Here is a 15,944-nt window from a genome sequence, read left to right on the forward strand (position 1 = left end):
GCTATTTTGTTCTAATAAATAATAATTAAAAGTATGCGCCCATATGACAGACTTTACTGACCAAACCAATATCATTGACTTGTCTACACAACCGAATTTATTCGATGAGTATTCAGATGAGCTGCCTTGTTTGTCTGCTATACCTGAACGTAAAGCCGATGTCATACCAGCAGTCGATGTTGACCTAACGGGCAAGCACCTAATTGAAGCCTCAGCTGGTACTGGCAAAACTTGGACGTTGACCGGTATTGTACTGCGCCTACTGATCGAAGCGAGACGTGCACCAGAGCAAATCATAGCCACGACTTTTACTCGAGCTGCCGCTGCCGAAATGCGTCAGCGTATCCATGATCGTTTGGTAGATTTTTATCAGCTATTACAATGGGTCAATAGCCTAAGTGCTGATACTAGCAATAAAGAGAGTCTCTATCCCAACATACTACAAGTCATGCCTGAGGGTAATAAAGATGCACAAGCAGGCAGTAATTCAGACGTAGACGCAAACGTTGAGACAGGTATTGACGATTTAAATCAAGACCTTGCTGCTGATAAGCAAGCGGCGGCAGAGAAACGTAAACAGGCAAAGAAAGACCGTGAAGATTGGCTGGTCAATCAGGCCAAATATGTGCGTTTAGATGGCATTATGCAAGATCCTATTAACTTGCATCTCGTCGGTTATTTGCTCGATCACGTGTACAGTTACCCCATGGCGGAAGCTATCAGGCGTACGGCACTGGTACTCACCACATTGGATAAGCTATTCGTAGGCACACTTGATAGCTTGGCGCAAAAATGGTTGACGGAGTACAGTAGCGAAACTGGTCACCAGCAGGGTATGGGGATTATTGAAGACAGCAGTATTGAGCAGGTGACTGACAGTATTATCCATGATGAGCTGCGTCAGTTTCAAAGCCGTTTGTATTATGAGCAGCCCAAACTCTATGCGCTAATGGATCAGCAAGGTAAGCTGACTGCAGTGGGTGATCATAAGAAATATGTGACTCGCTCGCTCAACTTTATCTCTGCGCCAATTGATGAGATAAGGCATGAGAAAAGCTTTGACTTTGATACATATGAAAAGTTAATCAATGAGTTTTCTCAGTTAGATTTAGCCGATATCCAGCCTTATTTAAATCCTGATTATAGAAAGTCTCAAGGATTTCGTGGTGGTTCTAATTTAACCAAACAGTTTGATGCCATTATTGAGGTGCACCAAAAGATATCGAAGTATCAGCTGACATTTAATAGCTATTTAAATGAGAGCGAGAATAAGATTTTGACATCATTGCAAGATGCCAGATATCCAGATGAAGATGGCAAAATTAAGAACTTTAATAAGAATAAAGAAAAAGAGCATCAGACGCTTTTTGAGTTAGAGACTATTAGCAAGTTAATGGCTCTCTTAGACATGCTTAACAGTCTAAATCAGCATATTTTGTTAGTATTGGCCAATCTTAACCGTCATATTGTGCTGGCTGTGCGTAATAGGCTGCCAGTTATTTTAGAAGAGCGCGGCGAGACGACTTTTAGTCTACAAATGGTACGCTTAAACCAAGCGCTAACTGGTCGCCAAGGAGATAAGCTGGCGCGTTATATTCGTCATCACTATCCTGTGGCATTGATTGATGAGTCACAAGATATCAATGGCGAGCAAGCCATTATGATTGAAAGTATTTATTTACCAAAGAATAAGCGTAAACAGTCGGACAGTGACAAGCAGGCAACCACTAAAAAAGCCAATCATGAGTTTCTGCTATTGGTTGGTGATCCCAAGCAGGCTATTTATGGGTTTCGTGGTGGCGATGTGGCCAACTATAACTACATGAAAGCCCAATTTGATAAAAGTGCCCTTTGGACGCTTGATATCAACCGCCGTTCGAATGCGGGTGTGATTAACGCATTGAACTGCTGGTTTGGCATGGCTGATGCAACAACTGCTGAGAATAAGCTGTCGCAGTTGGGCACTGGTATTCACTACCAACATATCAAAGCGGCAAAACCGGAATATGAGCTGTCTTGGTTTAATGAGTCAAATAGTCTAGATGATGTACTGGTGACAGAGGTGCTTTCTGCTCAGTCCGTGAGCTTATTGCATCTGCCTTATGACAAGGACAAAGAGTTTGATTACGATGAACATGAAATAACAGCTCGCCATATAGCCACTTTGCTTAATAGTGGTCAGACACTTAAAGGTAAGCCGATTCAGCCGAGTGATATTGGGGTGCTGGCACGTGCCAAAAAAGATCTGAAACGCGTTGAAGATGAGCTGGTAAAACTTAATGTGCCGACCTTGACGACCAGTGATGTCAGCATCTTTGAGACTATCATGGCAGAAGATGTGGCAGCATTGTTGAGTGCTATGCTATATCCGTATCGTCATGACATGATTAATCGGGTGTTGACCAGTCACCTATATGGACTGAGTATCAAAAATATCAAAGCCATGATGAGGGATCATGAGTCAGGCATTACCGAGGGTAGCAGTAAGTCAAGCGCCCATTCAAACAGTTCTAATTTGAAAAATCTCTCAACTAATGAAGCTACTGATACTAAAAAAAGCTATCAAGACTTTATTACCTATCTAAAAGAAGGGGCACAGCGTTGGCAGCACTTTGGCATCTTATCGGCGCTACATTATTTATTAGATAAAAGCCCTGTGCAGCCGCAAGGCGTTTGGCAAGCCCTAGCTGCTCATCCAGAAGGCGATCGCCATATCATGGACTTGCGTCATGTGATGGATATCTTGGCGCAGTATGGTCTAGGTATGGGTGAGCATGAGCTACTGGCGTGGTTCAGGCAGCATATAGATGCAGCGCCCAACAGTGATTGGGCTAAGCAATATCCGCTACCGACAGAGTCTGGCGTGCAACTGATGACCATTCATAAGTCAAAAGGGCTTGAGTTCCCTATTGTCTATGTATTGGGAATGGGTGATGCCAGTAGAAAGTCTGGGAATAAGGAAGACTATGGGCTGTATCTATATAACGCGCAACAAGCGCCCTCAGCGTTAGTACAGCAGTCGATAGACAGTCAATCAACAGGAAATCAGCGCCGCTTCTCACCATTGCAAGGCTCTGCCACGGTTGAGGGTTACTATACGGATATCGAAACACAAGAAGGTTTTGATGAGATAAGACGGCTTGGTTATGTGGCATTTACTCGGGCCAGTGAGCAGCTTTATGTGGTGCTGCGAGATCCGAGTAACAAGACAGGGTTTGAGCTAAAGCCAGTGTTTTATTGGTTTGAATCGCCAGAAGCAAAGTTCGAGCTACCAGATAGGCTCAAAGGCATCGTAGGCATGCTCAGAGGGTATAAGGTTAATGAGTTTTATGACAATAATTACGCCAACTCAGCAGGCGTAAATGACAGTGCTCAGCTAGCCGCAACCAAATCAAGTGCTCATAAGCCTACAACAGAGGCTATTGAGTACGCGCCATTTTCTGAGGTGATGAAAACCAATTATTTTTATGGTTGGGCTAAGACCAGCTTTACGGCTTTGGCACGTCAGCTAGATGAATCTACACAAGCAATGGCGATAGTGGATGAGCGTATTGATGATGCGATAGACATTGATATGACAGAGTCTTCTGTTTCAGACCTCCTCAAGTCAGAAGATGATATCCGTTTTACCTTTGTAAAAGGCGCCAATGCTGGTACGTTTTTGCATGAGATATTTGAACAGATTGATTTCATTAATAAAGCCCAGTGGTCTCAGGTTATTGATAGAGCCATTAGTAGCTATCAGTTGCCGCTCATATATAGCAGTGCTGAACAACAGAGCCGCAGATCACAAGACAACAAACAAAGAAATAGTGATGGGTTTGATCTTGAGTCAATAGATACAACGAAGCATGAGGCGTTAATCAATTGGATTGAAGAAGTGCTACATGCGCCATTACTATCTTCTAATCAACCTTTGATATCTCTTCATAAAGGTAAGCGATTTGCTGAGTTAGAGTTCAACATGGGGCTGTCAGAGAACTTCAAAGCCCAGGATATCAGTAGGCTTTTTCAACAGTATTTACCTGATGAGACAGATAAACATGTCACTCTAGTGCCGCAAAACAAGGCACATCTGTATCGTTATCTGCGTGGTGAGATTGACTTAGTGTATGAGCATGCTGGCAAGTATTATGTGGTCGACTATAAGAGCAATTTTTTAGGAAATAGCCTAAGCGATTACAATGAAAATACGCTCAAGAAAGCAATGTCCAAAGCAGGGTATTGGCTACAAGCAGCGATTTATCAAGTGGCATTGCATCGGTTCCTTGCCATGAGAATCAGTGATTATACGGGTAACGAAGACAAATATTTAGGTGCTGTAGAGTACGTGTTTTTACGCGGTGTGTATGATCCAAATGCTAAAATCGCTGACACTATATCTCAAGATAATAATAAGCCTAGCAGTAACAATTTAGAGAATCATAACTGCTATGGATTGGTCACTTGGGATATTCCCATCGAATTTATCAAAGGTTTAGACGCACTATTTGGCACGCCAGATTAATAAACTTAATATGATAATTAAATGGGCAAACATTGTTATAACATTTAATCAGACCAAAAAGAGACAAGCACACGATGAGTAATAATAACAATAAGAGCAAGTCAGCCATCAGCTTACAAGAGAGCTGGGCAAGTAATCTCAGTGATTATATTTTGCTACGCCGTCAGCAAACGCATGTAGCATATAACGTGACAGATATAAAGGTAGAGGCTGAGAGTAAACATATCGGTAAGACAGAGGATAACGGCTTATTTACGGCTTTATTCGTTATGTTGGCCACTCATTTGGAAGAGGGTCATACCGTATTGACCATTGAGGCAGCTGAGCATGACACGCCGCTACAAGGTCAAATTAATGGTGAGTTGGTCGCACTATATGCGTGGCAGCAGAACTTACTAGTGATGATGGCAACGCCAATACTCGCATTAATGGACGCTCAAATAGACACGCCATCAGAAGACGACCCTTCAATTGAGCTGTCATTATTTGGATCATTAGATGCTTTGTTTAGTAAACGAGCTCAGCTATGGGCGCAGCTAGCACTTAGCAACCATGAAAAAGAGATGATGGTCAAACGGTTTGATGCGATTGCTATGCTATACCAGCGCCTAAAAAACACGAACTTAATGACTTTTATTCAGACAATTCATGAGCATACGTTATTTTCTGACGTTAATCTTAATACTAGTATTAAAAATAGCCTAAGTAAAAATAAACCTATCATATACCAAATGCAAAAAATCAAAACAGATAGTGAAACGAAAATATCGTTCACCTTTTGGTTACACCGTGCTTGGCAAGCGGAATTTAATTTAGCAAAAAATATCAATAATATCTTAAGTCAGCAAGTAAGCCCTTTACAGATAGCAATACCTGAAAACCTTCATGAACACCAAGTGAAGGCGATCAATGTCGCTAATAATAATGCGTTTAGTATTATTACTGGCGGCCCAGGTACAGGTAAAACATATACCGTGGCTCAATTGGTCATTGCGCTACAGCAAGCGACAGAGAGTGGGGTGCCTGGGGCTGAGCATATTCGGTTCAGTACGGACAGTGCCAGTTTGGCATTGGCCGCACCGACTGGTAAGGCTGCCCAACGAATGCAAGAGTCTCTGCAGGCGGCTTTAGACGCGGCGAATGTAGAACTGCAATTGCAAGAAGCAAAAACCATTCATCGTCTGCTAGGTATCGGCCGAACAGGCAGGCCTCGTTACAATGCGGATAACCCACTAGGAGAAGATATTATCATCGTTGATGAAGCATCGATGCTCGGGGTAGAGTTGGCCAATTATCTTGTGAGTGCGGTAAAACCAGGTGCAAGGCTGATATTATTGGGCGATGCGAACCAGTTAGCAGCAGTAGATGCAGGGGCTGTATTGGCTGATCTCTGTCGTATTCCACTACTGCAATCTATTCATGCAGAGCTAACCGAGAGCCGCCGATTTAGCGCTGATTCAGGTATCGGCAAGCTGGCCTCGCAAATTAATAAAGCAGAGGTAGATACGCAAGCTATTTGGAAGTTGTTAAAACAAGATAAAGCATTGAGCTTTCAATATGTGAATACGCTACAAGCGGAGTCTATATTAGATAATAAAGAAAAAAATAGCCTAAGCAACAAAGATATGTTATCAAAAATAGCTCAAAATTACCATTCATACGTAAATAAGATTCAAAATTTACTGAAAAATCCAATAGGAAAATCTATGCCAGAATCAGTAAAAAATACTGTATCTCTATTAATGGAAACATTTAACCAATTTAGAGTCTTAAGTGCTGGTCATAATGGCGAGTGGGGCGACCATTATATTAATAACTATCTCACCCAGTGGCATCTGGCTAAACTAAAGCTACCGTTGGGTCAAAACACATGGTTTCATGGCCGTCCTGTCATGGTTCTACAAAACAACTATGAACTGGGATTGTTTAATGGTGATATTGGTTTCTGCTTACAGACCAGCGATGATAGAAGCCGACTAGAAGTGTTTTTTGAGAATAAAACACAGGGAATTGCGGTCAACTTGCTAAATGAAGAGGTAATCGCCACCGCATATGCAATGACCATTCATAAGTCGCAAGGGTCTGAATTTGATCATGTAGCGATTACTTTTGATAATAGTCATGCAAGACTACTGAGTAAAGAGCTTATCTATACAGCTGTGACTCGTGCTAAGAAACAGGTGACCATTTATAGTACCAAACACGCTCTAGAAAAAGCGGTTCAAACGCCAACTGAGCGCCATACAGGTTTGGCATTACAGTTTTAGTCGCTATCGAAAATTAACTTTATTCATAACCCAATATTCATGACACAATAAAAAAGCATCCAATTTGGATGCTTTTTTAGGACTTAAATATTTTTAAGCAATTAAGACTAAGAGTTAAACTTTCTCTTCTTTGATAGCATAAATGCCTGGCAAGTGACGCAAGTAACCATGGAAATCCATACCACAGCCATAGACGTAACGGTCAGCAACATTGATACCAACAAAATCAACGTCAAACCCTTCAACTTTACGATCGTGTTCTTTGTTGAGCAAAACGCAAGATTCAAGTGATAAAGGTTTTTCTTTGCTTAATTCTTCGACGACTGTTTTTAAGGTAATGCCTTCATCAAAAATATCATCAATCAGTAATACGTGCTCGCCCTCGATGCTAACATCAGGTTTGTATTTCCAATCTAACTCATTAGTACCTTCGTTATCGCGATAACGTGTCGCATGGATGTAATGCATGCGATGGTAAAAGGTTAGGTGAGTCAATAATTGACCCGCTGGGATAAGTCCGCCATTCATAACGACCATGACGATTGGGTTTAGACCAGCATAATGCAGGTTAAGTTGAGCAGCAAGACGTTCGTAAGCAGCAGCAACTTCGATACTGCTGATAAGGCACTCTGAGTTGCGTAGTGTTTTTTCGATTTCTTGGTTACTGATTTGGGTCATCGGATGCGCCTTCGGTAAAAAGTGCCGCTTATTTTAGCAAATTTTAGTGAAATTTCCCAATAGCATATGACTTTTGGGGCAAATTTAATCTAATACTGGGGCTTATTCTGATTTTTCTACGATAAAAGGGCGGTAGTAGTTGGCTAAACGGTTTAATGAGCTGTCAGGTAAGTCAGGTAATAGCTTATTCAGTGCCATACTCATACCTTTATCAATAGCAGCTTTAGCAACTGGCACTGATTTTCGTTTAATCATACCCAGCTTCAACGTTTCGGCATAACGACTAATGAAATGCGTTAATGTTTGGTCATTCATCGTTTCGAGTGCTGTTTTGAACGCTTTTACATCTACGTGATCAGGGGTAATAGCGGAAAATCCTTTATCGATCAGTTGACCATCTGCTTCAGATAATTTGAAGCCTACTCGTGTTACCCCGTCATTATCAATAAAAGTCGCATGATCTCTCAAAAAGTGAAAGCTAGGGAGTACTTCTTCATTGTTTTCTTTACCGAGTAAAATATTGAGCAGTGTATCTGCTGTTTTTTCAACGGTAATCACTATCTTCTGCATAGAGGCTTTGCGTTCAGGATTTGGTGTAATCTCAACCAGTCCAACCAGTAGATTGTCGATCAAATCACGTGCCGTTTGATGGGTGAGTGCATCACGATAAGGGTAGTAGTCTACGGTCTCATTTGAAGCAACGACTTGTTCGGCTTCCTTCACCAATACTTTTAATTTATCTGAGGGTACGAATCCAAAATAGTGCGCCATGATGCTTCCTTTGTTCGCTGTTTCGATGGTTGCCTGATGTTATATCTATCATTAAATAAGTACTACTTTTACAGGATGCTTATTTAAACCTGTGCCGAGTATTTACTCAAAATTTATCACAATACGTCTCATTTAGTGACTTTTTATAATTGTACAGTCTAGGTTTTTTAGCTAGTAATCATATTAAAATATCGCTATTATTCTGCTACAACGGGATGGGCTGCTCGCGGCACACTAATTTATCATATTTTAAATATTTTGATTTAAAAAGCTTGAACTCATAAGGCTATATGCCACTTGTCTAGGGAGAGATAAGATGAATAGTGCTATTGTACTACTATTTGGCGTCGCCGCCATGCTCTGCGGTTACGTGTTTTATTCAAAGTTTATCGCCACAAAAATTTTAGCACTGGACGATAGTCGTCCCACGCCAGCTCATACTATGAAAGATGGTATAGATTATGTCCCCACCAATAAATATGTATTGTGGGGACATCATTTTACGTCAGTCGCAGGGGCCGCACCGATTATCGGTCCTGCAATTGCCGTGATATGGGGTTGGTTGCCTGCCATCATTTGGATTGTGTTCGGCACAATCTTTATGGCGGGCGTACATGATATGTCGGCTATTTGGGCAAGTATGCGTAATAGAGGTCAATCGATTGGTTCTATTGCTGGTACCGTTATGGGTACCCGTGTGCGCAGTCTGATGATGATCGTCATCTTCTTGTTATTGCTGATGGTCAATGCTGTATTTGGCGTTGCTATCGCTAACATGATGATAAAAACACCATCTTCTGTATTACCAGTTTGGGGCGCGCTAGTCGTTGCCTTTATCATTGGTCAGTGTATTTATCGCTACAATATGAATTTGGTTTGGGTATCAATTATCGGGGTAACTGCGTTATACGGACTTATCTATCTTGGTCCTATGTTCCCTATTGTATTGCCTGAGACTATTTTCGGGTTACCTGATAATGCAGTATGGATTATTATCTTGTTTGCCTATGCAGCGGTTGCTTCGCTACTGCCTGTATGGATGCTATTACAACCACGTGATTATATTAATGGTTTACAGCTATTCGTCGGTTTGATTTTATTATACGCTGCGATTTTTATCGCGACGCCTGATATTGTCGCGCCAGCCATTAATACATCATTACCAATGGACACACCTTCACTGATGCCTTTGTTGTTTGTCACGATTGCTTGTGGTGCTATTTCAGGGTTCCATGGTTTGGTTGCGACAGGCACGACTTCTAAGCAGATTGACAAAGAAGGAGACGTACGTTTCGTTGGTTACTTCGGCGCATTGGGCGAAGGTATGCTCGCACTGGGTGCCGTTTTGGCCGCAACAGCAGGTTTTGCTACGCTTGGTGATTGGGAAGCGGTTTACCAAAAATTTGGTGACGGTTCGATTGGTGCCTTTATTGATGGTGGTGCAACCATTTTGAATGCTGGTGTTGGTATTGATATGGTGCTATCACAGACTATGCTTACCGTAATGGCTGCATTGTTTGCAGGCACTACGATGGATACTGGTGTGCGCTTACAGCGTTATATCTTCCAAGAGTTTGGTGAGATTTACAAATTACCCATACTTAATAAAAGTGTCGTTGCAACGTTATTAGCCGTCGGAACTTGTCTATTATTAGCATTTGGTGCTGGTGGTATTGATGGTGCTGGTGGTATGGTTATCTGGCCACTGTTTGGTACAACCAATCAGTTAATGGCTGCTTTAACCTTAATGATCGTAACGGTTATCTTGTTACGCAAAGGCAAGCCTGTTTGGTTTACCTTAGCGCCGTTGTCGTTCCTATTGGTTATGACTGTATTAGCACTATTGATTCAGCTTAAAACTTTTTTCACGGACGGAAATTGGTTGCTTATCATTATGGACATCATCATTTTGATAGCGACTATTCTAGTCACGTTTGAGAGTCTATCAGTATTGCGCAAAGAATGGTCGCTACACAGAGGTAAAGGCAAAATCGAAGATGATGCCTAATATCTGATACCTAATAAGTGTCAATCATTTAAGTGCCATCGAGTATTTAATTAATAGGCCAGTACATATATTGTAAAGAAACAAAAAACGCTAGCAGCCATTGCTGGCGTTTTTTGTATCAAATAGGCATGATAGATAACAAGACGTAGGAGATGAAAAAGTTATGGACGATACCAATATGTCAGATAATGCCAAGCCAAGCGATACCACATCAAATGACATGCCAGATATTAAGCCATGGTGGCAACGGTTTACCGCTGGCCTAAATGAGTTTTATCATGCGCCATACCGTCAGACGATGGCACGTGCGGCACGTGATGAAGAAGATTTTTTTATGCTACTCATGTTCGCTGAGAGCCTAGGCATTGATAATCCTGCCAGCTTTTATACACTAGAGCTACAGCCTTTATTTTTAGAAAATTTCCACGAATGGCACACCAGAATGGGTATGGATAGATGTCCCTTTGACCACGTTGGTTGCTGCTAATGGCAGTGATAAAAATAAGCTAAGCATTGATTGCACAATGAGAAAAGAGACGAGATAACAACATGGCATTACATTCCTTACAGGCTTTGGTAGAGCAGCTGGCGGCACAACCGATTATATTTATCGGTGGAAAAGGCGGTGTGGGAAAGACCACGACTGCCGCTGCACTTGCCAGCTATTATGCAAGCCAGCAGCAAAAAACCTTGATTGTCTCTACTGATCCAGCACACAGTTTGGGCGATGTATTAAATATTCGACTGAAGAACGAAAAAACAGTGATATCACCTTATCTGGATGCCATTGAGCTGAATCCTGACACCATCGTTGACGAACACTTTGCACAAGTTGAACGCACGATTAGAGCCTATGCCAATCCAGATATGATGCCTAAGATTCGAGAACATTTGCAGCTATCAAAATCGGCACCAGGCGCACAAGAAGCGGCGATGCTTGAGTCTATGTGCCAGCATTTAGTGAACGCTGCAGATGCAGATTACGATCATATTATTTTTGATACGGCACCAACAGGGCATACTCTGCGGTTACTGGTACTACCTGAGATGATGGGTGCGTGGACGGATGGGCTGCTTGCACAGCAGCGCCGACAGTCTAAATTGCGCTCGGTGGCAAACCATTTGGACAGTCACAATCAAAAAAATGATAAAAATGATGTGGCAAATCCATTTGCAGCAAAAAAATCCGACCGCTGGGAGCAAGCTGTATCTGTGTTAGAGAAACGCAAACAGCTGTTTCGTCAGGCAGGAGTACTGCTTCATGACCGTACCCAAACAGCGATTGTATTGGTCATGACCGCCGACGTATTGCCATTAGCTGAGACCAGACGCGCAATCAAACAGTTAGAAGAAAGTAAACTCACGCCAGCAGCGATAGTCATCAATCAGCTGATAACGCCTACTCAGTCTGATGATTTTTGGCAGCAGCGTGCGGATAGACAACAGCAAATTATGCAAGATATAGAACAAAGCTTTACCAAGTATCCGCTATATCCGATCTATCTGCAGCAAACTGATGTACGTGGTACTGATGCACTCAGTGCTTTATTGCGACCAGTACTATAAATATTCGAGAATAACGCTGGCAATTACTTTATTTTCCATGTTTGTAATTATGATAAGTTCAGTTTGGCTAGTCATGATTATACGACTGCAATTTAGCTGAAAGCGACCATGCCATATCTGCCCGTAACAGCTGAGCTTGTTCAGATTTCCCACTACTAAGTGATGACCATTGCGGCTTGCCACGTGCTTTTTTCAACTCACTTGGTAATTTGTGCGTTGGCCATGGCGTCACTAAGTTGTCGTCTTCATTCTCGTCTGATTCACCGTTGTTTTTTGCGCCTTTGTATATCAGCTGGGTCGCATCTGTGGCAGCATGTCCACGATGACGTAGTGCCGTGAGTAAATCTATCGAGCGAGTGGCTAATAGTGTCAACGTAGCAGGATCAATGTATAAGCGTTTTACCCCAGTAATCCTATCAGCAATACTACTAGTATTAGACAACAACCCTCCTGCAATACCACCAATCGCTGCACCCAAACCCAATGTGGTGCCTAGTGCTGCTGCATCAACACCTAAGCCTAATAGTGCGCCGGCTGCTGCTCCAGAAGTCGTGCGTATGCCGTAGCTCTTTAACAGCTCAGGGTCAAATGGGTCTTGCTGGTACGCTTGTAATTCAAGTGGTGTTGCAGCAACCGCATTGTCATAAAACTTATATAAATTAAGCAAATTATGCTGCATAGCACGCTCGCTTTGGCGAACAGCTTCCTGCATTTGTGCCAATACTGGCATAGGATCGTCGCTGTCATTAATCTCACGTACGAAAGCGGCGACATTGATCAGAAAATCAGCAATGATAATATTTGCCTCATCACTCAGTTGTGCCCAGTTTTCCGTCCGACGCTGCATCAGCTGCTCCAGCATCTCAGAATGGGTAAGCATCGTGGCAAGGTTTTGCCATAATCGCATTTCATCTTCGAACTCAAAAGCAACTGAATCAAAACGCGTGGATATATGCAAGTTTCGTCTTGCCAGCATCGTCTGCCATTCGTCGATATTAGCATCTTGACTGTCCGTGAAATTAAAGACAGGCATTACAGGAATAGCAGCCCAAGACAAAATAGCCAGCTCATCCTTATACTTACCCAACACTGGCTCACGCGCATCAACGACGTAAATGGCCATATCGCTTGCCAGCAGTTGCCGAATCACTTTGGCTTCTTGGCTATAGTCATAGTTGTCTGAATGGTCTACACCTTGGGCAATATCCGATGCCAAGAATTGCTGCAAGCGTTCAATACCATCACGCCGACTGGCTGTATTATCTTCTAACCAATCCATCAATCCTGAGGCATCTTCTAGACCAGGGGTGTCATATAGTGCCACTAAGACTTCGCCAGTTTGGCTATCTGTCAGTTGCGCCTGCTCGACATGCCGTGTGGTGGCAGCCTCGTTTTTGACCTCACCAAAATAAACGTCACGTAACAAAGTACGCAAAATAGAGGTCTTACCAGTATTGGTATGACCAACGACCGCCAGTTTGAGCGCTTCACCACTGGCTATCGTTTTCTTAGTCATCGTGGTATCAGCAGCAATAGTCTCATGCGTTACTTCATACCCTTTATCTGCAAAGAGGCCAGCTGGTTTATCATTATTTTTATTGCTTTCATGAGTGTTATTGTCATTATTCATAATGGAATCTTATATTAATGATGGATATGCAAAAGCGTTATAAATCGTTATGCCGCACTGGGTGGTCTGAACAATACTTTCAATTTTTTCTTAAATCCTTTGGCACGAAAGACACGCTGCCACATACGATAAAACACACCAAAGATTAAGCCAATAATATTATGGTGACTGGTTTCACCAACTGCGCCATATTGTACGGGGTTATTGATGGTATCTTCTTCTACATAAGTCCCAAACCAGCGATCAAAGATAATAAGCACGCCGCCATAGTTTTGGTCAATGTATTCGTCGTTGGTACCATGATGGGCACGGTGATTGGATGGAGTGTCAAAAATATACTCAACCCATTTGGGAAATTTGCCCACGGTTTCAGTATGAATAAAGAATTGATAAATAAGATCAAGCGCGTAAAAGAAAAACACCCACACTGGATGCACACCAAGCAGCATCAGCGGCACAAAGAATAACCACCAACCTGTGACTGAGTACAGTAAGCTTTGGCGCATGGCAGTGGATAGGTTCATCTTATCATCAGAATGATGCAATACATGGGCAGACCAAAACCAATTCATCCGGTGCGAGGCACGATGGAACCAATAATAACTAAACTCAACCGCGATAAATATAGGAATAGCCGTCAGCCAAGTAACATCGATGGTAAACAATCGATATTGATACAACCATAAACAGATGGGTATGACGATAAGGGCTTGTACCACTAGCTCAAAACCCAAATAAGAGCCACCCAAGCTAAAGTTGGTCATCGCACGTCTCCAACTAAAGCTTTGACCATTACCACGCTTAGATTGATAAAACCATTCTGCTAGGAACAATAAGAAAAATGGTCCACCTGCCAGCGGCAATAGCCACTCCTGCCAGTGCGCAGGAAAAATATTTGTTAGTATTGGGTGCCATGACTCAGGAGAAATGGTCAAAATCGTTTGATTCAGCGCCTCTTTATAACCATCCAATACCTGACCATATTGACCTAGCGTCATCAGTTCGTTATCTGTTGCTGTCATACTGGACTCCTTTCCATTATAACTATCCTTACTGCATAACGTATCAACGTATCAACGTATGAGGAACCTTAAAGCTAGTATCACTAAGTGTCTGCATCCACCAAACCGATTTTTCGAGCAGAAAGCGCTGTCTGCCACTGCTGATAGCGAACGCCTTGGTTTTCCACTTGCTGTGACTTTGAAACATCGGCAGTCGGGCTAGTGTCGCTAAGCAGTTTTACGATCAGTCCCTCTTTTGCATGACTGGCAATCTGATCAAGCTTACGCAATGTGCCACGGTCAGGCAGCGCTTTGTTATGAATACCAAGGACAACCTGTACTGGATGACTGTCTAGATAGGTCTTTAACCTTGCCATATCGTCACGATCATCTACGATACCAAAATTTTCTACATCGCCTTCAAGTGTGTTATCAAGACCTGATTCCCACCAGTTATTTTTCTCGGTTGGGTATTCAAGTAGCGCAACCAGTTTCTTGCCAGCACTCACCGTTGCTTTTGGTGCGACAGGGGTAGGTGCTTCATTAAAATCATCGGCGTCCACCACATGACGTTGCCAAAAATTCAAAATCTTCTGATAATAAGGCAGTTTGATATCCAAACGCATTTTTTTACGGCGGAACATTAAAGCACAAAACGCCCAAGCAATCGCTCGCGGTACGATACCGTACATCAGCAAGCTACCAACCAATAACCCTGCCCATTGCCTTGCAACAGATAATGGCATGGCGTCAGTCACCAATCGACTCTGTGCGATAGCCGTACTGTCTGGCACACCAAATCCCACCATGCTAGGTAACCAGCCTAATACCTGAGTCAAAGTAATAAGCGCCTGATCAGACAGTAAGGTCGACTCCCAACTAAAGCTGTACTGGCGCACAATCAACAAAAATATAATCGCCAGTAGCATACCCGTTAATGTCGCGAGCCACAATTGATGGCTAAATCGACCGAGATACCAACGCATACCGCTGTGCTGCAATTGACGTTCGTACAAGTTAACCGCTGCCTTAGTCACATCATCCTTGCCACGTATTAGGTAACTGGGACTGACAAAACTGGCAAACCAATTAGAAGATTGCTTGCCTTGATTAATCAGCGTCATGGCGAGCCAGCCCAAGAGCATAATAGTATGAAACCCTAATAGACAAACCAGCACGTAAAAGAAGTTAACCACATTGGCCTGTAATAGCGTAAACAGCCCTAAAAATCCTGAAATACACCACACCACGCTCATCACGACCATGATGCCTTTGATACGGCCGTCAATTTTACCCAAAACTTGTGCCAACGCACCGTTACTATCGATACGTGAGGCTCGGCGATGCAGCTTTTGGATGGGTTTGCCATCTTCGCCTTGCAGTTTTTCTGTGATGAGTAGCGGGTCAGTGGCAAACACATGCTGCTGCGTCTCAAGCGTGCGTACCAACTCAGTCAATTGATCTTGGGGTGATAGCATAATGCGATAACATCCGTATAAAAGCGTTGATTTAGAAT

10 protein-coding genes are annotated in these 15,944 nt (G+C 42.7%); 5 read left to right on the plus strand and 5 right to left on the minus strand.

Annotated elements, in window-relative coordinates; genetic code table 11:
• Positions 1–43 precede the first annotated feature (43 nt).
• Together I6E83_RS08120 and recD are read left to right on the plus strand one after the other, a co-directional pair.
• Positions 44–4,507: a UvrD-helicase domain-containing protein gene (locus tag I6E83_RS08120; RefSeq protein WP_197101041.1), complete on the plus strand. Its 4,464-nt coding sequence runs from the start codon at positions 44–46 to the stop codon at positions 4,505–4,507.
• Between the two features lie 74 nt (positions 4,508–4,581).
• On the plus strand, positions 4,582–6,774 hold the full coding sequence (recD, locus tag I6E83_RS08125) for an exodeoxyribonuclease V subunit alpha (protein WP_197101042.1): 2,193 nt from the start codon (positions 4,582–4,584) through the stop codon (positions 6,772–6,774).
• A 114-nt stretch (positions 6,775–6,888) separates the two neighbouring features.
• Here the strand turns inward: recD and I6E83_RS08130 are convergent, their stop codons facing one another.
• Positions 6,889–7,452: a hypoxanthine-guanine phosphoribosyltransferase gene (locus I6E83_RS08130; protein ID WP_110923410.1), complete on the minus strand. Its 564-nt coding sequence runs from the start codon at positions 7,450–7,452 to the stop codon at positions 6,889–6,891.
• Positions 7,453–7,554: 102 nt separating this feature from the next.
• Complete coding sequence (locus tag I6E83_RS08135; protein ID WP_110923411.1) at positions 7,555–8,223, minus strand: hypothetical protein; 669 nt, start codon at positions 8,221–8,223, stop codon at positions 7,555–7,557.
• 316 nt (positions 8,224–8,539) lie between these two features.
• Here I6E83_RS08135 and I6E83_RS08140 point away from each other — a divergent pair, with 316 nt between their 5' ends.
• The 3 genes from I6E83_RS08140 (at position 8,540) to I6E83_RS08150 (ending at position 11,797) form a co-directional block, all read left to right on the plus strand.
• Positions 8,540–10,231, plus strand: a complete 1,692-nt coding sequence (locus I6E83_RS08140; RefSeq protein WP_110923412.1) for a carbon starvation protein A — start codon at positions 8,540–8,542, stop codon at positions 10,229–10,231.
• 220 nt (positions 10,232–10,451) lie between these two features.
• Positions 10,452–10,718: a cory-CC-star protein gene (locus I6E83_RS08145; protein WP_110923532.1), complete on the plus strand. Its 267-nt coding sequence runs from the start codon at positions 10,452–10,454 to the stop codon at positions 10,716–10,718.
• 62 nt (positions 10,719–10,780) lie between these two features.
• Positions 10,781–11,797 carry an ArsA family ATPase gene (locus I6E83_RS08150; RefSeq protein ID WP_197101043.1) on the plus strand — a complete coding sequence of 339 codons (1,017 nt, stop codon included), beginning with the start codon at positions 10,781–10,783 and terminating at the stop codon, positions 11,795–11,797.
• A 67-nt stretch (positions 11,798–11,864) separates the two neighbouring features.
• Here I6E83_RS08150 and I6E83_RS08155 read toward each other — a convergent pair whose 3' ends face one another.
• The 3 genes from I6E83_RS08155 to I6E83_RS08165 all read right to left on the minus strand — a co-directional run bounded on the left by I6E83_RS08155 (position 11,865) and on the right by I6E83_RS08165 (position 15,906).
• A complete protein-coding gene (locus I6E83_RS08155) occupies positions 11,865–13,427 on the minus strand; it encodes a DUF3482 domain-containing protein (protein WP_197101044.1) in 1,563 nt (520 codons plus the stop codon).
• A 47-nt stretch (positions 13,428–13,474) separates the two neighbouring features.
• Positions 13,475–14,449 carry a sterol desaturase family protein gene (locus I6E83_RS08160; protein WP_197101045.1) on the minus strand — a complete coding sequence of 325 codons (975 nt, stop codon included), beginning with the start codon at positions 14,447–14,449 and terminating at the stop codon, positions 13,475–13,477.
• Positions 14,450–14,532: 83 nt separating this feature from the next.
• The gene (locus I6E83_RS08165) at positions 14,533–15,906 is read right to left on the minus strand and encodes a DUF2868 domain-containing protein (protein WP_197101047.1); all 1,374 of its coding nucleotides are present in this window, start codon (positions 15,904–15,906) and stop codon (positions 14,533–14,535) included.
• Positions 15,907–15,944 lie beyond the last annotated feature (38 nt).

It is taken from the genome of Psychrobacter sp. SZ93C1, from assembly GCF_015864635.1.
GTDB lineage: Bacteria > Pseudomonadota > Gammaproteobacteria > Pseudomonadales > Moraxellaceae > Psychrobacter > Psychrobacter fozii.